The organism is Geotalea uraniireducens (genome assembly GCF_027943965.1).
In the GTDB taxonomy this organism is placed as follows: Bacteria; Desulfobacterota; Desulfuromonadia; order Geobacterales; family Geobacteraceae; genus Geobacter; species Geobacter uraniireducens.
On sequence record NZ_AP027151.1, the window covers coordinates 2255103 to 2281161 of the forward strand.

The following is a 26059-nucleotide window of genomic DNA, read 5'->3' on the forward strand; positions in this document are numbered from 1 at the left end:
TACCTGGATATTTAACGTGAGTAGGAATACGCGAAGGTATATGAATGATTCAACGTCTTTATCGCTATAAGGACTTGCTGCTCGTATTTATCTGGCGGGAGTTTCTGATTCGTTACAAGCAGACCGTTATCGGGATTCTGTGGGCCATTTTGCAGCCTTTGAGTCTCATGCTCCTCTTCAGTTTCATCTTTGGCGTAGTCCTCCACATGACCCAAAAGAATTATCCCTATACACTTTTCTATTTCGCTGGTGTTCTCCCTTGGACATTTTTCTCCGGAGCTACTAATTTTTCGGTAACCTGCCTCTCTCATAACTTCAACTTAGTGACTAAAATTTATTTTCCTCGCGAGATCATCCCATTGTCAGGCGTTGCTATAAATTTTATTGATTATCTTATAGGTCTTTTCGTCTATTTTATTCTATTGTTCTTTTATAGTGTGCCAATTACATGGAACTTTATCTGGTTGCTACCGCTGATTTTACTGTTAATAATATATACTACATCTGTATCTCTTTTACTTTCTGCTCTGAATGTGTATTATCGCGATGTTAAATTGGCAACTAATTTCATAATTCAATTTTTATTTTTTGCAACGCCAGTCATCTATTCAATTGATTCAGTTGATAATCGCTGGAAGATTCTTTTGTTTTTCAATCCTCTTACATTCATCGTTGAAAATATGCGCCGTGTCACCATTGAAGGGCGAGGAATTATTATTTGGCAAATCGGTGCGGAAGCGCTTGGCATCATTCTTCTCTACATAATTATTTACAAGGTTTTCATAAGGATAGAGCGGGCCTTTGCCGATGTTATCTGAACCTATTATCTCATTTAGAAATGTTTGGAAGAAATATTCGCGGCAACAAGTGTTGAATAATTCGCTCCGAGAAGAGTTAGTCTCTCTTTTTACCGGCAGAAAAAGTCGCGAGGATTTGGATGAGGGGGAATTCTGGGCACTTCAAGGGATAAATTTTGACATAAAGCAGGGCGAGTGCATCGGTCTTTATGGCCCAAACGGTTCAGGTAAAAGTACTATTTTAAAGCTCATCTCCAATGTTACATACCCTACCAGGGGAATTATTGATGTTCGTGGCAGGGTTGCTCCGCTTATTGAACTCGGCGCCGGTATGCATCTCGATCTTACTGGTATCGAAAATATTTATATGAACGGAACAATACTTGGTGTTTCTATCAGGGAGCTGCGGAGTAAGGTAGACGAGATTATAGATTTTTCTGGGCTCAACGATTTTATTAATGTGCCAGTAAAAAAATATTCTTCTGGTATGTACTTACGACTTGCTTTTTCTATTGCTGTACATAGTGCAGCTGACATTTTTCTTTTTGACGAAGTACTGGCAGTTGGAGATGAAGAGTTTAAAGAGAAATGTAGACATAAAATTTCAGATATTATGGTAAGTGACAAAATAGTGTTAATTGTGAGTCATGACAAAGAAGATATGCAGCGTTATTGCGATAGAATACTCAGCATTACTCATGGGATCATGCAATGAATGAGAAATCGCAACGTACGTTTAATTGGCAATCATCGCCATATTTGCTAGTATACACAATGACCGCAGGGCTTGGAGATTATTTCGTAGTCGGTGACCTGACGCGTAAAGCTCGGGAAATAGTTCCTGGAGCAACTTGTGTCGTCATTCATCGTGGCAATCCCCATGTGAAGCTCTGGCCTACCTGTGATGCAGGAACACTTTTCTTTGACCTTTACCACCCTCTGGAGTTATTCTCCTTCATCCACCTGCTCAGAATGGCTCGAAATTCTGGCGCCAAGGTTTTCGGGTTCCAAATGGCTCCGGGCTCACTCCAAGGGTATCTCTTTTATTCCTTAATCAAGCGAATTAAAGCACTTGACTTCATTGTCGATTTCAATCTCATCAATGCGGACATTATCACCCCTCCAAAAGGTGACTACATCCTTGATTTGCATCTTAACCAGCTCGCTACTATCTTCAGGAAGCCGCCCCATCCCAATCCACGCCTTAAACTGCCAATTGCAACTAAATGCGCACCTCTCCAGATTAACTCTTCCTTTGTTGGAATCCACCCATGGACACGACGCAATAACGATCGCCTGACATGGTCATACGATAAGTGGCTGGAAGTGGTGGCATACCTTCTTGAACACAGGTATCGCCCGGTTCTCTTCGGACGGGACTCACAGTTCCCAGTCTTCAGAGAGAAGCTCCGGCGCGAGTTCGGAGACAATAAAATCATATTTCGTCCTTCCGGCAGCGTTAAAGAACTAGTGGAAACAGTTAGCGAACTGTCGCTCCTCATATCGCTTAACACTTCAACTATTCATGCATCCTATGCTCTACAGGTAAAAACGGTCGTACTATCGGGTCCCCATCTAGACTTATGGACACCAAAGAACGAATTGTTCCGTGAAGTTCGCGATCCGATTGCGATTTATCCCCCCTCTGACGAATCAAAGACTGACCCCGGAATGCCGATGGTTTCGAGAATACCAACCAGTACTGTGATTTCAGCTATTGATGAACTATTGAACGAGGGTGGCAGCTGTGAAGGTTCTTGACGCTGCATACCGCTACTACAAGGATTTCGGATTCAGACTGACGGCAAAGCAAATCTTCCATAGACTGGCGGGCTATGCTGTTGAGGGATTCGTCATCCTTGCGTCCCACTCTATAATTTTGAGGAAATGGATATTCGGATACTGCGTCAATGCCATTCCCGATGATATATCAAAGCTTTTTGATGATAGGGAGGGGACGCGTATTGCCATCATCCTGATCGGCGGGATAGGGGACAGTCTTTTTCTTTCTGCTATGGCTGTTGGAATCCGCGAAAAGTACCCTGACGCCAGACTTTTCGCCTTTGTCAGAGATTTATCCCAAGCTGATATTTTTTTGGGTTGTGGGCTCTTTACTGCATTCTATGGGGTCAGGGATAGACGCCTTGATTTTCTGCGCAGAATCTTAGCTAATGAAGTCGATCTATCCTTTGAAAACCGTTATGTCGTGGCCACCAAAGGGAAGCTTGTCTCTCGCAATGAATCTGTCAAGTTGAAAAGAAAGTTTGCTGAATTGAATCAGAACTGGGAACTCTTTCCCCTGGAGAACTTCCGTTATGGCACCCTTGGCAAGACAATTTTTGAACTGGCATCAGCCACTTCAGGTCTGGAGATAAGTAACGACAACCTTTTTATTCCTCTCCACTCCGGAGATTTTGAGTGTTTGGGAAGAGAGTTGCATGGCCTATCTCCTTACCGGTACATAACAATTCACCATGGCTGTGACCGCAGAATGGTTCTTCCTGACGGCAGTGGTAGCAAGTACCAAACTAAAAACTGGCCACTTGCCCGATGGGAAAAAGTTGTGGCTCAATTACAGGAAGAGGGATTTGTTGTTGTCCAGCTTGGGCTCAGCACAGAAGAAATGATCCCCGGTGCGCTCAGCCTGCTGGGAAAGTTGTCAATCAGAGAAACAGCTGCGGTGCTTAAGTATTCACAGTTACATCTCGACACCGAAGGAGGACTTGTACATCTGGCAAAAGCGGTGAAAACGAGATCCATTGTTGTTTTTGGTCCGACACCGGTTAGCCTTTTCGGGTACTCTGAAAATGCCAATCTGACAGCGGGAACATGTCATAACTGTTTCTGGAGCGATGTTCGGTGGTTCCAACGTTGTCCAAAGGGAACGAATCCTGCAGCTTGTATGGAAATGGTGACGGTCCAAAACGTAACTGATGCTGCCCACCGTTTGTTGGAGAACGCTAGGCGCAAACTTCCACAGGCGGAATTGGTTGACCTTTCCTGTTTTGATAAGACTGCGATCGTTAATTGTCAGAATACGCAGTCACAACATATTGATACTGAAATTTTTGGACATGATAATGCTATCAATTCAAAAGAATTATTATATGTTATTGATCGGCTTAATAGTTTAACAACAACTATAGCTTTTGCACAAATATTAGTTGTTAAATCAGAAGTGGATTCATATCTGTACCATCTTATGTCATTTATATGTAAAAACTTTTCAGCATCATTACACTTGGTTAGTCTTGTAATGCCTGATGATAAATGTAGTGATAAATCATTAAAAGCTTATCAATCTAAATACGATATCAGATATGGTTCAACTTATAATAATGTTAGTAACGACGAGTCAGTAGATATAGTCATTATTTTATCGTTTGATAGTGAACCACATTGCGAATTTGTACTCTATGAAGCGCTTCGCGTGTTGCAGCATGGGGGGATAGTTATTGCTACTTTTGGGATGCAAGCATCCACTCAATCTACTGATATGGAAGTTTTAGCTTGCGCAAAGATTGAATCGCTTTTGTCTCAAATGGGAATTCACTCTGCAGGCAAGCCACTCTTTTGTGCTGGCGAACCGAGTTTTGGTAACACTGTAGACTGCGTGACGAGCAAGTCTGTGGGAGGCTTTGTTCTACGAAAAATGTAGCTTTCATCGACGATCGGAGCAGGGCAACAATATGTTCCGAGATGGCGCCATTTCCATGAATCTTATTGTCATTTCTAATAAAAAATATCCTACTGATTTTCGCAAATATCTTATGGCTGCTGCAGAGTTACAGTCTGCTGTGGCTATCCACATTTATGCTTGGGAGGAATTTGTTGTAACTTTTCAAGGGCACGAGATTTGCCGCCTGCCGGGTGCAGGCAACGAGAAAGTGGTCTATGAAATGGTCCGTAAGCTTTCAAATGGACCGAGCATTGTTCTGACTGGCCTCGGAGGCCGGCTATCGAAGTTGGCCATTTCCGCAAAACGATATCTATCCAATTGCCACTTCATCTATGACATTTACGATCATTTCCAGTACGGAGCCCATGGTGTTGACTATTGGCGTTGGCGCTGGAATGACTTGCGATGGCGGTATCACGTAGATTCATCAATTGTGCTGAGCGCAGATTTAATGCAACTGTATCCCGGGGCCTATCACCTGAACAATGCATCCCATCTGACACCACCTATCCAAAAGGCGCCAATCGACCCGGAAAGGATAGTCTATCTCGGTTCTATTGACGAACGTGTCGATTGGGAATGGCTTAAAGGGGTTGTTGCCAACGGCATCCATCTTGATATCTATGGTCAGGTACATTTGGCTAAAGCGCATATAGAGGCTAATCTAGCATCATTGCTGCACAATAATCCTCAAGTGAAATTTTACGGAAGGTATGACAATAATGACTTACCAGAAATCCTGTCGCAATATACCGTCGGAATTATTCCATATGCTGTCAACAGCCCACTCACTCATTATGTCAATCCAGACAAACTCTATCACTTTCTGAATTGCGGGCTTGAAGTAGTGGCTCCAGGTTTCCCACAGGCACTACGCCTCTCTCGCTATCTTCATCTACTGAACAATCCTCAGGAGTGGAATAATTGTGTTCAAGGCCTGTGCAACAGTCCAAAAGCAGGCGAATGGCGTCATCAGGACTATACTTGGGAGCGGCGGTGGCAAGAGCTGGTCGAAATTGTCCGTCTGGAAACAGCATAAACCACGGCCTATTAGTCTTGGAGGCGCTTTTTGAACGCTCAGATAATAGCACTTGTTAAAAAACTTGACAGCCTTCTCGGCCCATCTGTAGTGGCGTTTATCAATCGATTGCCACAAAAGAAAATACAGGGGAGCAGAGTTTCCTCGATCCTTCTCATTCGCCCTGGCGGCATTGGCGATGCGGCACTGTTAGTGCCAGCAATCAATAGCCTTAAACAGTACAACCCCGATATTTCCATAACAGTTCTTGCTGAACGGCGCAACGGGTTAATTTTTTCTCTCTGCCCGGATGTGGACCAGTTGTTCTATTATGATCGTCTGAATGAACTGCTGGCGACCGTTAGAGGGCATTATGACATCGTCATTGATACGGAGCAGTGGCACCGATTGTCTGCGGTAATAGCACGGATAACACGGGCACCAATTTCCATTGGCTATGCCACGAACAAACGTCAACAGCTCTTTACGCATCGAATTGCATATTCACATGACACTTATGAGGTGGAGAGCTTTTTTCACCTATTGAAGCCGCTAATAAAAATGCCTTTGGTTGGGTATGAAACACCATTTCTGTTTATTCCAGAAGATACCGACCGCTATGCCGGCACTCTACTCGCCAAAAATGACAAAAATCTGCTTATTACTCTTTTCCCTGGCGCAAGTATCCCCGAGCGGCGTTGGGGGGCTGAACGTTTTCAGAACCTTGCTCAACGGTTGCACTCCAGGGGAGCACATGTCGTGGTTATTGGGGGAAAAGAAGATTATAGTTACGGTGACCGCATCTGTACCGGGGGTATCGGGCTCAATCTAGCCGGTCGAACCTCACTTGTCGGAAGCGCAGCAATCATCAATCGCTCAGACTTACTGATCAGTGGTGATTCTGGCATACTTCATGTCGCTATGGGGCTCAATGTTCCAACCGTTTCACTTTTCGGCCCGGGAAGGGTGAATAAGTGGGCTCCCCGGGGGGAGAATCATCTTGTCATCAACAAAAGCCTTTCCTGCTCACCGTGTACAACCTTCGGCTGCACCCCCAGATGCCCGATTAACGCCCGTTGCATGGCAGAAATTACCGTCGATGAGGTGGAATGTGCCGTTTTGGAATTGCTGTCCAGAAAAAAATCGGCGGCAGCTACAAAAACCTTGACTTCGGTGCAGCCAGCTGGTATTTAGATACTCCGTTTTGCATGCAGGCACGTAGCTCAGGGGGAGAGCGCTACCTTGACACGGTAGAGGTCGGCGGTTCGAGACCGCCCGTGCCTACCATCAAACAACTCGCAGCTTCAGCTGTGTAAGGGGCATCGAAGTTCGATGCCTCTTTCTGTTAAGGGGCCCCAGTGATGAGTAATATCAAGGTTTCGTTGCCAGACGGTTCGGAAAGGGCGCTTGCTGAGGGTTCGACCATTAAGGATCTCGCTGCGTCCATCGGTACGGGGCTGGCCAAGGCAGCCATCGCGGGAAAAATCAACGGCACGCTGGTTGATTTGGCGGAGCCGCTGGTGGACAACGCAGCCGTTGAGATTATTACCGATAAATCACCCGAGGCCCTGGAGATAATACGCCATTCGACTTCCCATTTGATGGCTCAGGCCGTAAAAGAGCTGTATCCCGACGTCAAGGTCACCATCGGTCCGGCTATCGAAACCGGCTTTTATTACGATTTTGATGTCGAAGCGGCTTTCAGCCCTGATGATCTGGAGAAGATCGAGGCGAAGATGAAGGAGTTGGCCAAGGCGGATCAACAGATTGTCCGCCAGGTGCTGACCAAAGATGACGCTGTTAAATTGTTCAAGTCAATGGGAGAGAAGTACAAGGTTGAGCTTATAGAATCGATAGATGCCGATACGGTGTCGCTCTACCGCCAAGGCAGTTTCGTTGATCTTTGTCGCGGCCCCCATCTTCCTTCCACCGCATACTGTAAAGCGTTCAAGTTAACGTCGCTTGCTGGGGCCTACTGGCGCGGCGATGAAAACAATAAAATGCTGCAGCGCGTCTATGGGACTGCCTTTGCCGACAAGAAGGAGCTCGACGCTTATCTTGAGCGACTTGAGGAAGCAAAACGGCGTGACCATCGCAAGCTTGGCCGTGAGCTTGATCTGTTCTCCTTTTCCGATGAAGTCGGCGCCGGCCTGGTGATCTGGCATCCCAAGGGGGCCATGCTGCGGACTGTCCTGGAAGACTTTGAACGTAGAGAACACCTCAAGCGTGGCTACGACATTGTTGTGGGACCGCAGATTCTCAAGACTGAACTCTGGCAGCGGTCCGGACACTACGATAACTACCGGGAAAACATGTACTTCACTGAGGTGGAAGGGCAGGGGTACGGCATCAAGCCGATGAACTGTCTTGCCCACATGATGATTTACAAATCGCAACTGCGCAGCTACCGCGATTTGCCGTTGCGTTTTTTTGAGCTTGGAACGGTGCACCGCCATGAGCGGGCAGGGGTTCTTCACGGCTTGTTGCGTGTCCGCGGCTTTACCCAGGACGATGCCCACATTCTCTGCACCCCCGAGCAGCTCGATGCCGAGATCAAGGGCGTTATCTCTTTCGTTAATGATGTAATGGGCATTTTCGGCTTTGACTATGAGATGGAACTGTCAACCCGGCCGGAGAAATCGATCGGCGCCGACGAGGATTGGGAGCGGGCGACAGGTGCACTGCTTGCAGCCCTGAAAGACTCCGGCCGCCCCTTTGAGATCAATGAGGGGGATGGTGCCTTCTACGGACCGAAGATCGACATCAAGCTGCGTGACGCCCTTGACAGAAAATGGCAGTGTGCTACAATCCAGTGCGATTTTACCCTGCCAGAACGGTTTGACCTCTCTTACGTTGCTGCTGACGGTGAGCGGAAACGCCCGGTAATGGTTCATCGCGTTGTTCTGGGAGCGATTGAACGTTTCATTGGTGTCCTCATCGAACATTATGCCGGGAATTTCCCCCTGTGGCTTTCGCCGGTGCAGGCGATTGTGCTTACGGTAACTGACAATCAGATACCATATGCGACCCAGGTTTTTGAGCAGCTCAGAGCAAATGGCGTCAGGGTGCAAAAAGATTGTCGTAACGAAAAGCTTGGTTTCAAGATTCGCGAGGCCCAGCTACAAAAAGTCCCGTACATGCTGGTTATTGGCGACAAGGAAATCGAGACTGGCACGGTAACTCCCCGTTTCCGTGACGGATCGAATCTCCAGTCAATGACTCCTGAAGAATTTATTACTTTTGTCAGTAATGAAGTGAAGCACTTCAAATAGGAGGTGGCGCCATAGCGAAGCCCACAGTAAACATAAACCAGGCCATTCGGGCACGGGAAATCAGGGTCATTGGCCCGAACAGCGAGCAGTTGGGAATCCTGTCTCTCCAGGAAGCGCTTTCACTTGCCGAAAGCCAACAGCTTGACCTGGTTGAGGTGTCTCCTACAGCAGTTCCTCCCGTGTGTCGGATCATGGACTACGGAAAGTTCAAATATCAGCAGAGCAAAAAGCTGCAAGAGGCCAAGAAAAAGCAGTCTCATGTCCAAGTGAAAGAAGTGAAACTTCGCCCAAAAACCGACGAACACGATCTCCTTTTCAAGATCAAAAATGTTCGCCGGTTCCTCGAGGAAGGGAACAAGGCGAAAATCACGTTAGTATTTCGTGGCCGTGAGATTACCCACGTTGACATCGGGATGAAGGCCCTGGAGCGTTTTGCTACTGATCTGGAAGATATTGCCGTTGTGGAATTCAAACCTAAAATGGAAGGGCGCAATATGTTCATGATTGTTGCCCCCAAGGCCAAAAAATAATCGATCGATAATCTGCATAAAGCACAAGGGAGGAAGCAATGCCGAAAATCAAGACAAATAGGGGCGCTGCAAAGCGTTTTAAAAAGACCGGTACGGGTAAGATTAAGCGTAGCCACGCCTTTACGAGCCACATCCTCACCTCCAAGACGAGGAAGCGAAAGCGCCAGCTGCGTTCGGGCGCCGTTGTCGCCGCAGTTGATCAGAAAAATATTGCCAAGCTCATTCCGTACATGTAACGGATGACATAAGTCCGTGAACCGTGAGGACACGTCTCCCCTTGCGGATCCGGCGAAATACCATGAAAAAGGAGTAGTAGATGCCACGCGTAAAGAGAGGCTTTAAAGCGAGACAGAGAAGAAACAAGGTACTGAAACTGGCGAAGGGATTCCGTGGTGCACGGAGCAAACTCTTCAGAAGTGCGACTGAAGCGGTTGACCGGGCATTGAACTATGCTTTCCGCGACCGGAAAGTGAAAAAACGCGATTTCCGGGCACTCTGGATCACCCGGATCAACGCTGCATCGAGAGATAACGGGCTGTCCTATAGCAAGCTGATTTACGGGTTGAAAAAGGCGAATGTCGAAATCGACCGAAAAGTTCTTGCAGATCTGGCGGTTTCTGATCCGAAAGGATTCTCGGAAATCGCCACTCTGGCAAAAGCACAGAATTAAACATACGGATGCAGTTGAAAAAGAAATGGAATGCCTGGCGTTCCATTTCTTTTTTTATAAAGGATAAACTCCATGAAAGAACAGCTGGAACGCTTGCTGTCGTCAGCATTGGAAGAAGTTGCCCGAGCAGACAGTGAAGATCTCCTGCAAGAGATACGAATTAAATATCTTGGCAAGAAGGGTGCGTTAACCGCAGTAATGAAGGGCCTTGGCGCGCTATCGAATGATGAGCGTCCGGTCATTGGTCAACTTGCCAATTCTGTAAAAGTAGAACTCGAAGAAAAATTGTCGGACACACTGCTGCAGATGCGGGAGACCACGCGCCAGCAGAAATTGGAGAGAGAGCGAATCGATATTACGCTGCCGGGCCGTAGGCAACATCTCGGCACGCGTCATCCGATCACGCTCGTTGCCGATGAAATTGCCGAGATTTTTGCAGGCCTTGGTTTCCAGGTGGCCGAAGGGCCGGAAATCGAACTCGATTTCTATAATTTCGAAGCACTCAATTTCCCCAAGGATCATCCCGCCCGTGACATGCAGGACACCTTCTTCGTCGACGATAACATTCTGTTGCGCACTCATACTTCACCGGTGCAGGTTCGCACGATGTTGAAACATGCACCTCCGGTCAGAATTATTTCACCGGGCACCGTCTACCGCTGCGATTCTGACGCGACTCACTCGCCAATGTTTCATCAGGTTGAGGGGCTGATGGTGGATAAAGGAGTGACGTTTGGTGATCTTAAGGGGATTCTGACCATTTTTGTCAATCAGTTCTTCGGAAAAGGGACTGGTGTTCGCTTGCGGCCGAGCTTTTTCCCTTTCACCGAGCCGAGCGCCGAAGTCGATATTGCCTGTGTCATGTGCAAGGGCAAAGGATGCCGGGTCTGTAAGCAGAGTGGATGGCTGGAAATTCTGGGAGCGGGCATGATTGATCCGGAAGTATATCGACATGTGGGCTATGATCCGGAATCTGTTTCGGGTTTTGCCTTCGGCATGGGCATTGAGCGTATCGCCATGCTGAAATACGGGATTGGCGACATGAGGCTGCTATTTGATAACGATGTACGTTTTCTGGGCCAATTCTAACCGCAAATCTCTCAGTGAAACACAACTACAAAGTGGATAGTGTGAAATTATGATAGTTACCTATAACTGGCTCAAAGAATTTGTCGATTTCGAACTGCCGTCTGCCGAATTGGCCGATCTTTTGACGATGCTCGGTCTGGAAGTTGAGGGAATAGAGCACGTAGGAAGCGGGCTTGATGACGTCGTTGTTGCGGTAGTCCAGGAAAAGAACAAACATCCCAATGCGGACAAATTGTCACTTTGTCAAGTCAATGACGGGACTACGACCTTCACGATTGTTTGTGGCGCACAGAATTTCAAGACTGGCGACAAAGTTGCCCTTGCCCGGATTGGCGCCGTACTTCCCGGCGATTTTAAAATCAAGCGATCAAAGATCAGGGGCGAAGAATCATGCGGGATGCTTTGTTCCGAAAAGGAACTTGGCCTTGCTAACGAATCGGCCGGGATCATGATCTTACCGGAAACAACCCCGCTTGGGGGGCCGGTTTTTGATGCGCTTGGCCTCAAAGATACCATTTTCGAGATTGGCTTGACACCGAACCGAGCCGATTGTCTCAGCGTAATCGGGATTGCCCGCGAAATCGCCGCAAAACTCGGTAAGTCTGTTAAATATCCGGAGATCGCTATTAACGAGTCAGCGACCGATGTGCAGTCACTGGCAAAAGTTATCATCAAGGATCCCGATCTGTGCCCGCGCTACACGGCTCGGCACATCGGCGGCTGTACGATCGGTCCGTCTCCCGCGTGGCTTGTCAAACGACTGGAAGCGGTCGGACTGCGTTCCATCAACAACGTTGTTGATGTGACGAATTACGTACAAATGGAGTATGGTCACCCGCTCCACGCCTTCGACGCCGATTTTCTTGCCGATCGTTCGATTATTGTCCAGCGCGCCGGAGAGGGGGAGTGTTTTCTGACTCTCGATGGCCAGGAACGCCCCCTGACTACCGCCGATCTGACCATTCGGGATGCCGAAAAGGCAGTAGCGCTTGCCGGGATCATGGGGGGGAGAAATTCTGAAATTCAGGATACCACGGTTAATATCCTGCTGGAGAGTGCGTATTTTTCTCCCTCCGCGATCCGCAAAAGCGCCCGCAGACTCGGGATACACACCGAATCCTCACACCGTTTTGAGCGTGGGGCCGACATAAACATCCTGCCACGGGCGCTTGACCGGGCAGCTGCACTGATCGCCGAACTTGCCGGTGGGGCTGTTGCGGCAGGGGTTATCGATGTCTACCCGCAGCAGATCGCACCACGAACGATCCCATTCCGCATTGACCGTTGCACTTCGTTGCTTGGCATTTCTCTGAGCAGCGCCGAAATGACCCGACTCTTGGAAAGTCTTGAGATGGTCGTCAAGCCTGATTCAGAAGCCAATGGTGTTTTATTGGTTACCGTCCCGTCGTTTCGCGTCGATGTGGAACGCGAAATCGACCTGATCGAGGAAATCGCCCGACTGAACGGATATGACAAGATCCCGGTAACCATGCCTAAAGCCCGGGTTCTCTCTGACCGTCCGTCCTCCCACTTACGTCTCGAACGGCAACTCAAGTCGCTGATGACCGGTCAAGGTTTTAATGAAGTGATCACCTTCAGCTTCATGGCTCCCGGCCATCTTGACAAAATTCGTCTCGATAGCGAAGATCAACGGCGCACAGTCGTGAAGCTCCGCAATCCGCTTGTTGAAGAACAGTCGGTTATGCGAACCACGCTTCTCCCTGGTCTTCTGGAGACTACCGCCCGCAATCTGAATTATCGCTCACTGGACCTGAAGATGTTCGAACTTCGGAGGATTTACCAACCGGTAGAAGGGGCTGAACTCCCCCATGAGCCTCTTTACCTGGGGGGGGTGTTGACCGGAAAACGATTCACCGACGGGTGGAACCAGAGCAATGAATCGCTTGACTTTTACGATGTCAAAGGAGTTATCGAGAATATCTTCGCGTCATTTAGGTTTTCGGGAATATCCTACCGGCAAGAAGTCATCCAACACTATTATCACCCGGGCAAATCATGCTCCGTTTTCCACGGCAACGAATTACTCGGCTCTTTTGGTGAAATCCATCCGGATGTGCAAGAAAATTTCGCGATATCACAACCGGTTTTCTATTTGGAGCTGAATTTCGAAAAATTAGTTGCCTTGCATAATGAGAAAGTGACCATTGTGCCTCCTTCGCGGTTCCCTGATTCGTACCGCGATATTGCCATGCTGGTGGCTGAAGAACTGCCAGCAGATTCTATCACTGATAGCATTTACGGGCTAAAAATTGGTGAAATAGAGCAGGCAATGATCTTTGACCTGTACAAAGGTCCAAATATTCCTGACGGATACAAGAGTATCGCCGTCAGAGTGCGTTATCGTTCCCGGGAGAAGACTCTCAACGATGATGAAGTTTCATCGCTGCATCAGCGGGTTGTAAGCAATCTGCAAAAGAAGCTGGATGTCTCGATCAGGTAAAAACAGGTTGATTATATCGACTCGCTGTGATATAAAACCAAGCGCCTTAGGTAAGCGAATTTAGTTGAAAATAATGCAATAAACACTGAGGGATATGTATGACCAAGGCCGATATTGTTGAGCAGATTTATGAAAAGGTGGGGTTCTCGAAAAAGGAGTCTGCAGATCTCGTCGAGCGTGTTTTCGGCTTGATCAAGGAAACCTTGGAGCAAGGCGAGAAAATTAAAATTGCTGGATTCGGCAATTTTGTGGTTAAGGAAAAAGCTGATCGTCGCGGACGCAACCCCCAGACCGGCGACGAAATTATCATTTCAGCTCGCAAGATTCTTACATTTAAACCAAGCCAAGTCCTCAAGTCGGCGATCAATTCGTAGCGGTCTTCCCTGGAGGGAAGGTGGAAGCGACGCTTCCGGACAAGCTCTATTTCAAGATCGGTGAGGTTTCCCGCTTGACGGCACTGAGACCTACGGTGCTGCGTTTCTGGGAAACCGAGTTTGCCGGCTTGTCTCCGGTTAAGAGTCGTTCCGGCCAACGCCTCTATACGAAGAGCGATATTGAGCTGGTCATGGCGATCAAGCAGCTGCTGTATGGTGAAAAGCTGACTATTGAGGGGGCCCGGCACCGGCTCCAGCAACGAAGCAAGCTAATAGTGCCGGAACCGACAGGTGACCGACCGGAACGGCAACGGCTCATTGCAGAGATAAAAGCGGATTTACTGAAACTGAAGAATATGCTGTAACATGCGCGTTTTTGTCGGGGCGTAGCGCAGCCTGGTAGCGCACCAGACTGGGGGTCTGGTGGTCGCTGGTTCGAATCCAGTCGCCCCGACCAATAAAAAACAGGGGGTTAGCTTGAAAAGCTGCCCCCTTGTTTTTTGCCAAATATTCCTACAATTTCTCACATCAAGCTCTTCACTCCTTTCAGGTGGTGACGTATGCATATTCTTGTGACCAATGATGACGGCGTGCATGCCCCAGGGATTGTTGCCCTCGCAGATGCATTGCGGCCCTTGGGGAACGTGACCGTCGTCGCTCCGGATCGCGAGATGAGTGCGGTAGGCCATGCCCTGACCCTTCATCATCCCCTGCGGGCCACGGAACTTGCTCCAGATGTCTTTGCCGTTGAAGGCACGCCAACGGACTGTGTCAACCTAGGGGTTCACCGCCTGCTTTCCAACCGCCCCGATTTGGTTGTGTCAGGCATCAACAGGGGTGGCAACCTGGGAGATGACATTACCTATTCGGGTACGGTGTCAGCGGCTATGGAAGCTAACCTGATGGGTTTTCCGGCATTCGCTATCTCTCTCGCCACCACGGGCCATGACGGCTATTATAATACCGCCGCAGCCTTCGCCGCCCAATTGGCGCGTACTATCATTGTCAATGGATTGCCGGCCGACACCTTCCTCAATGTCAATGTTCCGGATCTTCCCGAGGACCAAGTGCAGGGCGTGGCAATAACCACTCAAGGAAAGCGTGTTTATGAAGGGCAAATCGTTGCCAAGACCGATCCACGGGGGCGCCACTATTTTTGGATTGGCAGCGGTATCCCCGATTTTAGCGACGAAGCCGGCACAGATTACTTTGCAGTGAGTCGTGGCAAGATTTCCATTACCCCCCTTCATCTTGATCTGACCAATTACGCTTCGCTCGAAGTATTGAAGAATTGGCGGCTTTCCTAGAACTGGACACGATCAAGGAGGTCTGTTATAGTCAGCACGCTGCTTGACAGAGAATATGCATGAATTTTGAGATCGCCCGAAAAAGAATGATTGAAACGCAGATCGTGGCACGCGGGATATCCTCCCCCCGCCTGATCGAGGCTATGCTCAAGATTCCGCGCCATATTTTTGTCGAAGAAGCCATGGCGGCCCAGGCGTACGGCGACACATCACTGCCGATCGGAGAAAAGCAGACCATCTCCCAGCCTTATATGGTCGCCTTAATGACTGATCTGCTCGTACTGACCGGAACAGAGAAAGTGCTCGAAATCGGAACCGGTTCGGGATATCAGGCAGCCATCTTGGCCGTTCTGGCCGATCGCGTCTATACAGTCGAAAGAATTCGCCCTCTGGCGCTCAGAGCCCGGAAGGCGCTCGATAGCCTCGGGCTGCTCAACGTCAATATCCGGATGGCGGACGGTACCATTGGCTGGAAAGAAGAAGCCCCATTCGATGCCATCATGGTTACTGCCGGTGCTCCCGACGTTCCCAATGACTTGATCGAGCAGCTCAAGCCGGGGGGGAGGCTGGTGATCCCTCTTGGTAATCAGGCGGCACAGACTCTGGTTAGAATAACAAGAAATGCTGACGGTTCTTTCGGTCGGGAGGAGATCACCGGCTGCAGATTCGTAAAGCTGGTAGGGAAATTCGGCTGGTCCTCAGAGGAATAGGAATATCACTCCGATGAATGAGGTTTTCTATGACAAGCGATAGCTTTGCTGAAAACGGGCTGGTTGAAGCGGAAGAGCCGCTGGAAGAACGCGCTGATGAGTTGACGGAACCAGAGCCGACCACCTTCGATTTTGAAGAGCAGGAGGAAGAGGAAGAGCAAGAGGAGAGCGAGGAGGAAGCCAAGCCTCTTGAGGAGGAGCATTTTGATGATGCCATCAAACTCTATCTCCGCGAAATCCAAAGGACTACACTTCTTTCTGCCGACGAGGAAAAAGCCCTGGCGAGCAGGATTGCCAAAGGGGACAAGGCGGCACGCGATAAGATGATTGAATCCAATCTCCGTCTTGTCGTTAAAATTGCCAAGCGCTATATCAATCGCGGTCTACCGTTCCTCGATCTTATTGAAGAGGGGAACATGGGGCTCATCAAGGCCGTGGAGCGGTTCAAGCTTTCCAAGGAATGCCGCTTTTCAACTTACGCAACGTGGTGGATTCGTCAATCAATCGAGCGCGCACTCGTCAATCAATCGCGAACCATCCGCTTGCCCGTGCATGTCTCCGACGACATCAACAAGATGCTTAAGGTTACCCGGGAGCAGGTACAAAAACTCAATCGCGAGCCAAGCGTCAAGGAAGTTGCCACTGCCATGGGAGTTAATCCCGCCTATATCCGCAGGCTCATGGTGTTGCTGAAAAAAACCTACTCCATCGAGCGGCCCATGGGCGAGAACAGCGACTACTTTCTGATCGATACCATCGAGGATACCTCCACCGTTTCACCTGCCACACTGCTTGAAGACCTGAACAAGTACGAGATCGTCTCAAAATGGTTTTCCTCTCTTTCGGAAAACGAGCAGAAGATTTTGACGCTCCGTTTCGGATTGAATGACAATGAACCACAGACTCTCGACACCATAGGGCGGAGCTTTGGCGTCACGCGTGAACGGATCAGGCAGATTGAAGCGAAATCACTTGAAAAGTTAAGGCGCTTCATTGAAAACACCGATGGCGCTAGCGTCGAGTGATTACAATTTTCACCAAGTAGAAGGAGAGCAGTATGGACGACCTGAAGAGCATTATTCGCGATGTTCCCGATTTCCCCAAAAAGGGAATCATCTTCAAAGACATAACTACCTTGCTGGCCGATGCAAAGTCATTCCAGCGGATGGTCGATCTTCTCTCCCACCGGTATATCGGCCAGAAAATAGACAAAGTTGTCGGCGTTGAGGCGCGGGGGTTTATTATCGGTGCTGCCCTGGCATATAAGCTCGGGGCCGGTGTCGTACTCGTCAGAAAACCGGGCAAGCTGCCTTCCGAAACCTTCAGCAAGAGTTACGCTCTCGAATATGGCTCGGACACCCTGGAAATCCATAAAGACGCAATTAAAAAGGGTGAGAAGATTCTTCTCGCCGACGACGTACTTGCAACGGGGGGAACGATGTCGGCGGTAGTCGATATGGTCAACGTTCTCGGAGGAGATCTCGTCGAGTGCTGCTTCATGGCAGAGCTGGAATTCCTTAAAGGGCGCAGCAAGTTACCGCAGGGCAAAGTATTTTCGCTCTTGAAATTTTAAGGAAAGAAGTTGCAATACCCCGGCATTTGGGCTATAGAAAAAAGTTCCATCGTCCCCGTAGCTCAGTAGGATAGAGCGTCGGATTCCTAATCCGCAGGTCGCACGTTCGAATCGTGTCGGGGACACCAAATATCAAAAGGCCACTTGAGCACGAAGTGGCCTTTCTCTTTTGATCCTCACCGTTGCTCGGTCAGATAGGTCGGGTATCAGCTCCGCACCACCTCACGGTATTCAGCAGGACAGTGGGGACATTACAGCGAACGATGCTCGGTCCTCGCGATGATCTCATCCTGCAGCTCGTCAGAGAGATCGCAGAAATAATCGCTATACCCAGCCACCCTGACAATTAAGCCGCGGTATTCCTGAGGATTTTCCTTCGCCCTTCGCAAAGTCTCCGCATTCACCACGTTGAACTGGACGTGATGGCCGTCCATCCTGAAGTAGCTTCTGACCAGTGCGGCAAGCCCGTCGATGCCATTCTCCCCACTTAACAGGGTTGGTGTGAATTTCATGTTCAGCAGCGTCCCGCCAGTCCTTATGTGATCCATCTTGCCGGCAGAGCGGATCACCGCCGTCGGTCCGTTGCGGTCGGCCCCCTGAACCGGGGAAATTCCTTCAGAGAGTGGCGCCCCACGACGTCTGCCGTCGGGCATGGCGCCTGTCGCCGTGCCAAAGTAAACATGGCAGGTGGTTGGGAGCATCTCAATGCGGTAGACGCCACCCTTGGTATTCGGCTTACCGTCCACCTCCTGAAAGAATGCCTCGAACACCAGCCGCATCAGTTCGTCCGCGTAATCGTCGTCATTACCGTATTTGTGGGTCTTGTTGAGCAGGCGCTGCCGGAGCGGCTCGTCATCCTCGAAATTGGCGTCAAGCTTGGAAACCAGCTCGGCGAGAGGAAGCCTTCGCTGATCGTACACAAGCGCCCTTAAGGCCGCCAGTGAATCGGTAATACTGCCGATGCCGACTCCCTGAATGAAGCTATTGTTGTACCTGGCACCACCGGCATTGTAGTCCATACCGCGACTAATGCAGTCGTCGGTCAAGACGGAAAGGAACGGAGCCGGCATCAAGGCGGCATAGATCATCTCGATCAACCGGTTGCCACGCATCTTTATGCCGATAAAGTGGGAGAGCTGGACTCTGAACGCATTAAAAAGATCATCGAAGGAAGCAAAATTATCCGGATTGCCGGTTTCCGGGCCGAGCCTTTCACCACTCATGGGATCAATACCGTTGTGCAGAGCCAGTTCCAGCACTTTCACCAAATTGAAATAACCAGTAAGAATGTATGCCTCCTTGCCGAAAGCGCCAACCTCCACACAGCCACTGCATCCGCCGGCCCGCGCGTCCACGAGACTTTTCCCCTGGCGAAGCTGCTCCTCCACCACGCTATCAGCATTGAAAATAGAGGGAAAGCCGTAGCCATTTCTGACCACCCTCAGGGTATGTTTCAGGAAGGCGTCCGGAGATTTTCTGGAGAGTTGGATGTTACTGGAAGGCTGCAGCAGGTGCATCTCGTCGATAATATCCAAAAGCAGGTGCGAGACCTCGTTGGAGCCGTCGGAGCCATCTGGAAGCAAGCCGCCCAGATTGATATTGGCAAAGTCGGTATAGGTGCCGCTCTCGGCGGCGGTCACCCCGACTTTGGGCGGGGAGGGATGGTTATTGAACTTGACGAAGAAACACTCCAGAAGCTCCCGCGCCCCATCTCTGGTCAGTGTGCCGCGGGAAAGGCCTCGCTCGAAGAAGGGCCAGAGGTGCTGATCAAGATGGCCAGGGCTGAAGGCATCCCAGCCGTTCAATTCGGTAATCACGGCCAGGTGGCAGAACCAGTAGGACTGTAACGCTTCCCAGAAATCAGTAGGGGCATGTGCCGGCACCCAACGGCAGTTGGCGGAGATTTTCAGTAGTTCCTGTTTTCTGACCGGATCGGCAGTGGCTGCTGCCATGCTCTCAGCAAGTTTCGCATGCCGCTCGGCAAAGAGGATTACCGCATCGCAGGAAATATCCATCGCCTTCAACTCTTCCCGCTTGTTAAAGGCAGCGGGATCGGTTGCAAAATCAAGAGCATCAACGGCCTGGGCAATGTCCTGTTTGAAGTCGAGCAGTCCCCTGTGATAAATCTTGTCGTCCAACACGGTGTGCCCCGGGGCACGCTGCTCCATGAACTCGGTGAACATTCCGTTATTATAGGCTTGGTGCCACTCTGCCGGCAGCGCTTCGAAAATCTTGTTCCGAAGCGCCCTGTTTCCCCAATACGGGATGATTGTCTCCTCGTATGCTTTCAAACAGCTGTCATCGACGCGATAGCTGGTTTTCTGGCGTGAGTTGAGAATACGCAGATCCTCAACGGAATGGCAGGTAAGTTCGGGATAGGTCGGGACCTGCTTCGGCGCCGGTCCCCGCTCGCCGACAATCAACTCGCCATCACCAAGATAGATGGTCTTCTGTTCGCAAAGATAATAGAAGGACTTGGCGCGCATCACCGGAATGGACCAACACCCCTCGTTTGCCCGGTAAAATTCCGTAAGCAGTTGAGCACGCTCGGCAGAAATTGCCGGTTCGGCTGCAAGGCTCTCCTGCCGCAGACGTCTCGTTCTTCCCGTCATCATTGTCCTCCTATCGATGTCGGGACTCCTATGTCCCTGAATATCTTGGCGAAAACTTCTAAAACTTCCATGGTCGGAGGAGCCGGTTGCGTCGCTCCCGTTGCCATCGTGCCAAAGCGGGCCTGTTTCCCCGTCCAGGTTGCATGGTAGGGGAGAAGCCAGACGTGGCGTATCCCAGGGGTTTCGGAGGAGACCTTGGCGAGGGCGCACATCTCCTCCTCACTGGCATTAAAGCCCGGCACGACTGGAATTCTTAGCCAGATGTTCGCATGCAACCGAGAGAGCAGCGCCAGGTTTGACACAATCCCGCCGTTGTCAATGCCGGTTCCCTGAAGATGTCGCTTCCCCTCAGCACATTTCAGGTCGAAGAGAAAAAGGTCTACAAGCGGCGCTATTTCAGCGAGCGTCTCGGGAGGACACAGCCCGGCGGTATCCACGGCAGTATGAATCTCATGGTCTCTGCAGCGGCTAAGGAGGGTCTTAAGAAAATCGGGCTGGCAAAGCGGTTCCCCGCCAGAGAACGTAACGCCCCCACCGGAGTCTTCATAAAAGAAACGATCCTTCAACAGGCTTGCCATCACCTCGTCAGCCGACATCTCGCGGCCGACGATCTGGCGTGCTCCGGTGGGGCAGGCTTCTGTACATGCACCACAGAGGGTGCAAGTGGTAGCCGTATCGAGCCGTTCGGGGCAGGCATCGAAACAAGCGCCACAAGAGAGGCAAACTTTCTGAAAAGAGGAGATTTCCGGCATCGGAAGCTGGCTTTCAGGGTTGTGGCACCACCAGCAGCGCGCCGGACACCCCTTCAGAAAGACCGTTGTCCTGATGCCCGGTCCGTCATGCAGAGAATAGCGTTGCAGGTTGAAGACCATCCCTTGCGAAGTCACATCATCTCCCATCGTTGCAATGCATTGCCAACCGGCGATTACCTCCCTTTATAAAATATTTCCGGCAAAAAATCACCATTTGACGTGCAAAGGAAGAGCGAGCACCATCATGACGTAATCATCGTGGCCGAGCATTTTTGGCTGGATGGGCGCACGAGATAGCGGTGCTTATCGTCGCAAGAGAAGGGGAGGGGGAATGCTCCTTAACGTTATCGGCAATTATGCCTGTTTGCGGGGCGCATGTCCGAGGAGATATAAACGTGCGGCGGGGCTGGCGGACGAAACACGGTCCAGCGTTACGGCAATATGCCGCGCCCCTGGACCGTGATAACGGGTGGGGTCGAAACTAAATGATCTTATTAAGCGAATATTCGATAATGCCTTCCGCCCCTAGCTTGATCAGTTCCGGGACAATTTTACGCACTTCTTTTTCGTTAAGGACGCTTTCAATCGACACCCAGTTCGAATTGAACAGATGGGCAACCGTCGGATTGTTCAGGCTGGGGAGTATCTTGATGATTTCTTCCACGCGATGATTTGGCGCATTCATCTTTAAGCCGACCATGCTCTCAGCCCGCAGTGCAGCCTGGAGAAGCGTCGCAATTTGCTCGATTTTCCCCCGTTTCCAGGGATCATTCCATGATTGCCGGTTGGCGATGACCACGGGAACCGACTCCATAAGATCCTGGATAATGCGCAAACCATTGGCCCGAATCGTGGACCCGGTTTCGGTTACTTCGACGATGGCATCGCACAGCCCCTCAACAACTTTTGCCTCGGTTGCGCCCCAGGAAAATTCAACCGTAACGGGAATGCTCCTTTCGGCAAAATAGCGTTGGGTGAAACCGACCAGTTCGGTAGCTATGGTCTTGCCTGCCAGGTCCTCGGCGGATTGAACCGGGGAATCCTGAGCCACGACCAGAACCCAGCGGGCAGGGCGGCGTGATACTTTCGAATAGATCAACTCACAGACGGTCATCACATCAGAGTCGTTTTCCCTGACCCAGTCGCGGCCAGCAATCCCTACGTCAATCGTCCCTTTTTCGACATATTTACTCATCTCCTGGGTTCTGATAAGGCTGCAGCGCAGTTCGTCATCATCAACCGTCGGGAAATAACTTCTCGAAGACACCGAGACGTTCCACCCGGCCTTGCCGAAGAGATCAATGGTGGCATTTTCGAGGCTCCCCTTCGGGATGCCGAATTTCAGCTGTTGGGTCATTTTTTATAAACCTCCTCCGGATCGAAAAGAGGATTTGAATGCTCAACCCATTGGCCGTTTTCCCAGCGGGTATAAAAACAGCTCCGGTTGCCGGTATGGCAGGCCGCTGGACCGTTCTGCTTCACCTTGATGACCACCGAGTCATAATCACAGTCGGTCAGAACTTCGACGACATCCTGGGTGTTGCCGGATTCTTCACCCTTCATCCAGTATTTGTTGCGGCTTCTGCTGAAAAACCATGTCTTACCCGTTTCAAGTGTTGACGAAAGAGTCTTTTCATCCATGAACGCGACCATCAGCACTTCGTTTGTCTCGTGATCCTGGATGATGGCAGGGATCAGCCCGCCCATCTTGGCAAAATCAATTTTGGACATCGTGACAGTCTCCTCTCTCTTTGGTGGCATTTTTCGGGACGCGAACAGGCTCGACGCCATAGTCCGCAAACGAAAAAAGGGGTGGTCGCTTGACCACCCCTTCGGTATTCTGGTGGGCGATACTGGGTTCGAACCAGTGACCCCTGCCGTGTGAAGGCAGTGCTCTCCCGCTGAGCTAATCGCCCGAAAAGTACGTTTCAAATAGCAGAATGAGAGAGTCGTGTCAAGAGCTGTTTTGGCCGGACGGTCCTCCGGTCGGGATAATTTTACTGGCAATAAAAAATCGTTCTATCTGTTTTTAATTCACCTTGACAGAGAATTGACACAGTTGTTATAGTTTCGGTCCGCAGATTTTATCATGACTAAACGAGCGCGGGTTTTAGACTTCAGTTGAAAAGAGACACCAATGCCTCTTGAACAAGGCTTGATTCAGGTTTATACCGGCAACGGCAAAGGTAAAACGACCGCTGCCCTCGGTTTGGCGTTCCGTGCTCTTGGCCGCGGATTCAAAGTCTGTATGATTCAGTTCATGAAAGGTGGCGGCCCATACGGCGAGCACTTTGCGGCGCAGCATTTCCCGGACCAGTTCACTATTGTGCAAACCGGCCGGCCAGGATGGGTCAACCGCGAAAACCCCGACGCAGAGGATATCCGCCTGGCGCATGAGGCTTTGCAAAAGGCAAAGGCGATCTTGGCCGAAGAGTGCTACGACCTGGTAATCCTCGATGAGATCAACGGGGCCATTTCCTTTGGCCTGCTGGCCGTCGATGATGTTCTGGATGTGTTGCGTCAGAAACCGCCGCGGGTTGAACTGGTTCTGACCGGGAGGAATGCCGATGAGCGCATTATCGAGCTGGCTGATCTTGTTACCGAGATGCGAGAAGTGAAGCATTATTACCGGGCAGGCGTACCCGCCCGGCTTGGCATTGAAAAATAACCGGCCTGCCAGGGTCTGGAGCGCATTGATACGATAAACCCGTGAAGGAGAAAATTCATGTCAGAAAGAACGTTACGCATTCTCGTGGGGAAACCGGGGTTGGACGGTCATGATCGGGGAGCGAAGATTATCGCCCGGGCCTTCCGCGATGCAGGCTTCGAAGTCGTTTATACCGGTTTGCACCAGACTCCCGAGCAAATCGTCGCCGCGGCGATCCAGGAAGATGTCGATGCAATCGGCTTGTCGATCCTTTCCGGGGCGCACAACTCGTTGTTGCCCCGGGTCTGTGAACTGTTACGCGACAGACAGGCCGATGACATCGTTGTGTTCGGTGGAGGGGTCATTCCCGAGGACGATATCCCCGGTCTGAAATCGGCCGGGATCAGCGAAGTGTTCACGCCCGGCACTTCGACCGAAGCGATCGTTGCCTGGGTAAGGGACAAAATCGCGCCACGCGCCTGATCGCAATTCCCGCTTCGCCCCGCCAAATGCACCGGAATCGCAGAGTTCGGCCCCGGCACACCCGTTTCTCGTTTCATCTCCACCGTCGGGAGTACGCCATGAGCACGTCGACTCTGCCGCTAACAAAAGGAAGATACAATGTCTTTGGCCGACAAGATTCTTGCAGGCGACCTCAGGGCCGCCGCACGGCTAATGCGTGACCTGGATGACGGCTTTCGCAGCGCTGCCGAGGAGATGAAGCTCCTGTTCCCGCGGACGGGCAATGCCTTTATTCTCGGGATCACCGGCCCTCCCGGCGCAGGGAAATCAACCCTCGTCGACCAGCTGACCGCCGCTTTCCGCGCACAAAACAAACGGGTTGGCGTTGTTGCCATCGACCCGACCAGCCCTTTCACTGGCGGGGCGATTCTAGGCGACCGGATCAGAATGAATCGCCACGCCGACGATCCCGGGGTGTTTATTCGAAGCTTGGCTACCCGCGGCCATATGGGAGGCTTGTCCCGCTCGACCGGCGATGTGGTGAACGTCATGGATGCCATGGGGATGGACATTATCATTATCGAAACCGTTGGGGTAGGGCAGGACGAAGTCGATATTGTCAGGATGGCACATACAACGGTGGTAGTATCAGTGCCCGGTCTCGGCGACGATATCCAAGCTATCAAGGCCGGGGTACTGGAAATCGGCGATCTGTTCGTCGTTAACAAAGCCGACCGCGATGGAGCAGAACGCACCGCGCGCGAACTCTCCACAATGCTGGAAATGAAACAGATTCTGCCCGGCGGCTGGCTCCCCCCGGTACTTCTGACCGAGGCAAGCCGCAATCGGGGGATCAATGAACTCGTCCAGGAAATCGAGGCGCACCGGCGATACCTCGAAGAGTCCGGCAAAGGGGAGAAAATCCGCGAAGAAAGGACGGTCCGGCAATTCACCGACCTGTTGAGGGATCGTCTATTTGCCGAAGTTTACGAGCACTTGCATGTCAACGGGCGGTTCAGGGTGCTTATCGACGAGATGATTGCCCACCGAACCGACCCGTATTCTACGGTTGACAAGATTCTCCGGGAACGCGCAGTCCGCGCCGGTAATCCTTCTTGACCTGACCGGGCTGGCGTGATATTTTGTAGAAGTTTTACGGGGCCTTGGCCCCGTTCATTTTTTAGAGTAGGCAAAAACTCATGACTCGCCGGATCGCAGTACTTCTCGCCCTGATTATCTTCGTTGCCATCGTTGTCCGGAAACCGCAGAGTATTTCTCTCCCCGCAGCATCGCCGCAGGACCCGGCAAAGGAAGATCTCACCCGGATCGACTACCCGAGCCAGCAAACCGTAGCCTGGCGGCCTCACTTCATCCGTCCGAACGAAACACTTGAATCGCTCTTCGGCAAGAACTGGATTTATGTCGCCCGATTCAACCGGATTGATCGCCGCCACGCCTATCCGGGGATGACAATCAAGGTTCCGCTCGATATGACGGCGGCCAGGAACTATCAACCACTGCCGATGGAATATCTACCGGCAAAGCGTTACGAAAAATTTATTCTCATCAACCTGTCCGAGCAGTGGATCGGTGCCTACGTAAAAGGGAAACTCCAGTTCTCCATCCCGGCAGCGACCGGAGGGGACGGCCATGAAACCCCAGTGGGCCTTTACCGCATTGATGCGCGCGACCAGACCCATGCGTCGTCGTTGTACAAAACCGAGGACCAGACGGCCCAATATCCAATGGACTATGCCATGCGATTCCATGTTGGTGCGGACAATGTCGCCTACTGGATTCATGCCCGGGATTTGCCCGGCCGGCCCGGCTCCCACGGCTGTGTCGGTGTCTATGATGAGCCGATGCAAAATCGAGTGTATGGCATTCCCGCCCAACCGGTGCTCTTCGATGCAAAAAAGCTGTACGACTGGGCCGTCGGGAACCCGGAATATGGCGAAGACAGTGGTCACGCCGAGCTGATTGAGGATGGCCCGGTTGTGGAGGTGGTCGGCAAAAACCCGACCTATTGTGCCACGCCGCTGAAACCGCTCGTTGCCACCCGCTAAGCCTTCAGACTTTACTTTGATCGCTCTTGAGGCACACTGT

At 50.9% G+C, this 26059-nt stretch carries 26 protein-coding genes and 4 tRNA genes; 25 read left to right on the plus strand and 5 right to left on the minus strand.

The window, feature by feature from the left end:
* Positions 1–44: 44 nt before the first annotated feature.
* The 21 genes from QMN23_RS10455 (at position 45) to QMN23_RS10555 (ending at position 17608) form a co-directional block, all read left to right on the plus strand.
* Positions 45–818, plus strand: a complete 774-nt coding sequence (locus QMN23_RS10455; protein ID WP_281999258.1) for an ABC transporter permease — start codon at positions 45–47, stop codon at positions 816–818.
* Positions 808–1512 (plus strand): ABC transporter ATP-binding protein, encoded by a 705-nt coding sequence (locus tag QMN23_RS10460; protein WP_282003856.1) that lies wholly within the window; start codon positions 808–810, stop codon positions 1510–1512. The genes QMN23_RS10455 and QMN23_RS10460 overlap by 11 nt, the downstream gene beginning before the upstream one ends.
* Positions 1509–2558, plus strand: a complete 1050-nt coding sequence (locus QMN23_RS10465) for a glycosyltransferase family 9 protein (protein ID WP_281999259.1) — start codon at positions 1509–1511, stop codon at positions 2556–2558. Before QMN23_RS10460 ends, QMN23_RS10465 begins: the two co-directional genes overlap by 4 nt.
* The gene (locus QMN23_RS10470; RefSeq protein ID WP_281999260.1) at positions 2545–4455 is read left to right on the plus strand and encodes a glycosyltransferase family 9 protein; all 1911 of its coding nucleotides are present in this window, start codon (positions 2545–2547) and stop codon (positions 4453–4455) included. The genes QMN23_RS10465 and QMN23_RS10470 overlap by 14 nt, the downstream gene beginning before the upstream one ends.
* Positions 4456–4510: 55 nt before the next feature.
* Positions 4511–5515, plus strand: a complete 1005-nt coding sequence (locus QMN23_RS10475; protein WP_281999261.1) for a hypothetical protein — start codon at positions 4511–4513, stop codon at positions 5513–5515.
* Between the two features lie 30 nt (positions 5516–5545).
* Positions 5546–6688 (plus strand): glycosyltransferase family 9 protein, encoded by a 1143-nt coding sequence (locus QMN23_RS10480; protein ID WP_281999262.1) that lies wholly within the window; start codon positions 5546–5548, stop codon positions 6686–6688.
* An 18-nt stretch (positions 6689–6706) separates the two neighbouring features.
* A tRNA-Val gene (locus tag QMN23_RS10485) sits at positions 6707–6781 on the plus strand.
* Positions 6782–6855: 74 nt separating this feature from the next.
* Positions 6856–8766, plus strand: a complete 1911-nt coding sequence (thrS, locus tag QMN23_RS10490; protein WP_281999263.1) for a threonine--tRNA ligase — start codon at positions 6856–6858, stop codon at positions 8764–8766.
* 11 nt (positions 8767–8777) lie between these two features.
* Positions 8778–9296: a translation initiation factor IF-3 gene (gene infC / locus QMN23_RS10495; RefSeq protein ID WP_282003857.1), complete on the plus strand. Its 519-nt coding sequence runs from the start codon at positions 8778–8780 to the stop codon at positions 9294–9296.
* Between the two features lie 38 nt (positions 9297–9334).
* Entirely contained in the window at positions 9335–9532 is a 198-nt protein-coding gene (gene rpmI / locus QMN23_RS10500) for a 50S ribosomal protein L35 (RefSeq protein ID WP_281999264.1), read from the plus strand.
* 80 nt (positions 9533–9612) lie between these two features.
* Positions 9613–9966, plus strand: a complete 354-nt coding sequence (gene rplT, locus QMN23_RS10505) for a 50S ribosomal protein L20 (protein WP_281999265.1) — start codon at positions 9613–9615, stop codon at positions 9964–9966.
* A gap of 72 nt (positions 9967–10038) precedes the next feature.
* On the plus strand, positions 10039–11055 hold the full coding sequence (pheS, locus tag QMN23_RS10510; RefSeq protein ID WP_281999266.1) for a phenylalanine--tRNA ligase subunit alpha: 1017 nt from the start codon (positions 10039–10041) through the stop codon (positions 11053–11055).
* A 49-nt stretch (positions 11056–11104) separates the two neighbouring features.
* Positions 11105–13516: a phenylalanine--tRNA ligase subunit beta gene (pheT, locus tag QMN23_RS10515; protein ID WP_281999267.1), complete on the plus strand. Its 2412-nt coding sequence runs from the start codon at positions 11105–11107 to the stop codon at positions 13514–13516.
* 98 nt (positions 13517–13614) lie between these two features.
* Positions 13615–13890: an integration host factor subunit alpha gene (locus QMN23_RS10520; RefSeq protein ID WP_281999268.1), complete on the plus strand. Its 276-nt coding sequence runs from the start codon at positions 13615–13617 to the stop codon at positions 13888–13890.
* 20 nt (positions 13891–13910) lie between these two features.
* The gene (locus tag QMN23_RS10525; protein WP_281999269.1) at positions 13911–14255 is read left to right on the plus strand and encodes a MerR family transcriptional regulator; all 345 of its coding nucleotides are present in this window, start codon (positions 13911–13913) and stop codon (positions 14253–14255) included.
* A 15-nt stretch (positions 14256–14270) separates the two neighbouring features.
* A tRNA-Pro gene (locus QMN23_RS10530) sits at positions 14271–14347 on the plus strand.
* A gap of 103 nt (positions 14348–14450) precedes the next feature.
* Positions 14451–15197: a 5'/3'-nucleotidase SurE gene (surE, locus tag QMN23_RS10535; protein WP_281999270.1), complete on the plus strand. Its 747-nt coding sequence runs from the start codon at positions 14451–14453 to the stop codon at positions 15195–15197.
* A gap of 59 nt (positions 15198–15256) precedes the next feature.
* Entirely contained in the window at positions 15257–15907 is a 651-nt protein-coding gene (locus tag QMN23_RS10540; protein WP_281999271.1) for a protein-L-isoaspartate(D-aspartate) O-methyltransferase, read from the plus strand.
* A 29-nt stretch (positions 15908–15936) separates the two neighbouring features.
* Positions 15937–16932: a sigma-70 family RNA polymerase sigma factor gene (locus tag QMN23_RS10545; RefSeq protein ID WP_281999272.1), complete on the plus strand. Its 996-nt coding sequence runs from the start codon at positions 15937–15939 to the stop codon at positions 16930–16932.
* A gap of 32 nt (positions 16933–16964) precedes the next feature.
* The gene (locus QMN23_RS10550; RefSeq protein WP_281999273.1) at positions 16965–17480 is read left to right on the plus strand and encodes an adenine phosphoribosyltransferase; all 516 of its coding nucleotides are present in this window, start codon (positions 16965–16967) and stop codon (positions 17478–17480) included.
* 51 nt (positions 17481–17531) lie between these two features.
* Positions 17532–17608 (plus strand) — tRNA-Arg (locus QMN23_RS10555).
* A 123-nt stretch (positions 17609–17731) separates the two neighbouring features.
* On the opposite strand, the gene hypD is transcribed toward QMN23_RS10555, so the two are convergent.
* From hypD to QMN23_RS10580, 5 genes are all read right to left on the minus strand, one after another.
* Entirely contained in the window at positions 17732–20095 is a 2364-nt protein-coding gene (gene hypD / locus QMN23_RS10560; RefSeq protein WP_281999274.1) for a trans-4-hydroxy-L-proline dehydratase, read from the minus strand.
* Entirely contained in the window at positions 20092–20991 is a 900-nt protein-coding gene (locus tag QMN23_RS10565; protein WP_281999275.1) for a glycyl-radical enzyme activating protein, read from the minus strand. The genes hypD and QMN23_RS10565 overlap by 4 nt, the downstream gene beginning before the upstream one ends.
* 334 nt (positions 20992–21325) lie before the next feature.
* A complete protein-coding gene (gene hisG, locus QMN23_RS10570) occupies positions 21326–22201 on the minus strand; it encodes an ATP phosphoribosyltransferase (RefSeq protein WP_281999276.1) in 876 nt (291 codons plus the stop codon).
* Positions 22198–22635: a phosphoribosyl-AMP cyclohydrolase gene (gene hisI, locus QMN23_RS10575; RefSeq protein ID WP_348835147.1), complete on the minus strand. Its 438-nt coding sequence runs from the start codon at positions 22633–22635 to the stop codon at positions 22198–22200. The genes hisG and hisI overlap by 4 nt, the downstream gene beginning before the upstream one ends.
* Positions 22636–22685: 50 nt before the next feature.
* Positions 22686–22760, minus strand: a tRNA-Val gene (locus QMN23_RS10580).
* Between the two features lie 221 nt (positions 22761–22981).
* Here QMN23_RS10580 and cobO point away from each other — a divergent pair.
* From cobO to QMN23_RS10600, 4 genes are all read left to right on the plus strand, one after another.
* Positions 22982–23512, plus strand: a complete 531-nt coding sequence (gene cobO, locus QMN23_RS10585) for a cob(I)yrinic acid a,c-diamide adenosyltransferase (RefSeq protein WP_281999277.1) — start codon at positions 22982–22984, stop codon at positions 23510–23512.
* Between the two features lie 57 nt (positions 23513–23569).
* Positions 23570–23974 (plus strand): cobalamin B12-binding domain-containing protein, encoded by a 405-nt coding sequence (locus tag QMN23_RS10590; protein ID WP_281999278.1) that lies wholly within the window; start codon positions 23570–23572, stop codon positions 23972–23974.
* Positions 23975–24112: 138 nt separating this feature from the next.
* Positions 24113–25072: a methylmalonyl Co-A mutase-associated GTPase MeaB gene (gene meaB, locus QMN23_RS10595; RefSeq protein WP_281999279.1), complete on the plus strand. Its 960-nt coding sequence runs from the start codon at positions 24113–24115 to the stop codon at positions 25070–25072.
* 80 nt (positions 25073–25152) lie between these two features.
* Entirely contained in the window at positions 25153–26019 is an 867-nt protein-coding gene (locus QMN23_RS10600; protein WP_281999280.1) for a L,D-transpeptidase, read from the plus strand.
* Positions 26020–26059 lie beyond the last annotated feature (40 nt).

What these genes read in the sequence shown, in the direction of transcription:
- QMN23_RS10540 (WP_281999271.1), top strand. Translation starts at nt 15,257, where the DNA reads ATGAATTTTGAGATCGCCCGAAAAAGAATGATTGAAACGCAGATCGTG.
- cobO (WP_281999277.1), top strand. Translation starts at nt 22,982, where the DNA reads ATGCCTCTTGAACAAGGCTTGATTCAGGTTTATACCGGCAACGGCAAA.
- hisI (WP_348835147.1), bottom strand. Translation starts at nt 22,635, where the DNA reads ATGGCGTCGAGCCTGTTCGCGTCCCGAAAAATGCCACCAAAGAGAGAG.
- rpmI (WP_281999264.1), top strand. Translation starts at nt 9,335, where the DNA reads ATGCCGAAAATCAAGACAAATAGGGGCGCTGCAAAGCGTTTTAAAAAG.
- meaB (WP_281999279.1), top strand. Translation starts at nt 24,113, where the DNA reads ATGTCTTTGGCCGACAAGATTCTTGCAGGCGACCTCAGGGCCGCCGCA.
- QMN23_RS10590 (WP_281999278.1), top strand. Translation starts at nt 23,570, where the DNA reads ATGTCAGAAAGAACGTTACGCATTCTCGTGGGGAAACCGGGGTTGGAC.
- QMN23_RS10455 (WP_281999258.1), top strand. Translation starts at nt 45, where the DNA reads ATGATTCAACGTCTTTATCGCTATAAGGACTTGCTGCTCGTATTTATC.
- pheS (WP_281999266.1), top strand. Translation starts at nt 10,039, where the DNA reads ATGAAAGAACAGCTGGAACGCTTGCTGTCGTCAGCATTGGAAGAAGTT.
- QMN23_RS10545 (WP_281999272.1), top strand. Translation starts at nt 15,937, where the DNA reads ATGACAAGCGATAGCTTTGCTGAAAACGGGCTGGTTGAAGCGGAAGAG.
- QMN23_RS10460 (WP_282003856.1), top strand. Translation starts at nt 808, where the DNA reads ATGTTATCTGAACCTATTATCTCATTTAGAAATGTTTGGAAGAAATAT.
- QMN23_RS10565 (WP_281999275.1), bottom strand. Translation starts at nt 20,991, where the DNA reads ATGGGAGATGATGTGACTTCGCAAGGGATGGTCTTCAACCTGCAACGC.
- QMN23_RS10465 (WP_281999259.1), top strand. Translation starts at nt 1,509, where the DNA reads ATGAATGAGAAATCGCAACGTACGTTTAATTGGCAATCATCGCCATAT.
- hisG (WP_281999276.1), bottom strand. Translation starts at nt 22,201, where the DNA reads ATGACCCAACAGCTGAAATTCGGCATCCCGAAGGGGAGCCTCGAAAAT.
- QMN23_RS10475 (WP_281999261.1), top strand. Translation starts at nt 4,511, where the DNA reads ATGAATCTTATTGTCATTTCTAATAAAAAATATCCTACTGATTTTCGC.
- surE (WP_281999270.1), top strand. Translation starts at nt 14,451, where the DNA reads ATGCATATTCTTGTGACCAATGATGACGGCGTGCATGCCCCAGGGATT.
- rplT (WP_281999265.1), top strand. Translation starts at nt 9,613, where the DNA reads ATGCCACGCGTAAAGAGAGGCTTTAAAGCGAGACAGAGAAGAAACAAG.
- QMN23_RS10520 (WP_281999268.1), top strand. Translation starts at nt 13,615, where the DNA reads ATGACCAAGGCCGATATTGTTGAGCAGATTTATGAAAAGGTGGGGTTC.
- thrS (WP_281999263.1), top strand. Translation starts at nt 6,856, where the DNA reads ATGAGTAATATCAAGGTTTCGTTGCCAGACGGTTCGGAAAGGGCGCTT.
- hypD (WP_281999274.1), bottom strand. Translation starts at nt 20,095, where the DNA reads ATGATGACGGGAAGAACGAGACGTCTGCGGCAGGAGAGCCTTGCAGCC.
- pheT (WP_281999267.1), top strand. Translation starts at nt 11,105, where the DNA reads ATGATAGTTACCTATAACTGGCTCAAAGAATTTGTCGATTTCGAACTG.
- QMN23_RS10600 (WP_281999280.1), top strand. Translation starts at nt 25,153, where the DNA reads ATGACTCGCCGGATCGCAGTACTTCTCGCCCTGATTATCTTCGTTGCC.
- QMN23_RS10550 (WP_281999273.1), top strand. Translation starts at nt 16,965, where the DNA reads ATGGACGACCTGAAGAGCATTATTCGCGATGTTCCCGATTTCCCCAAA.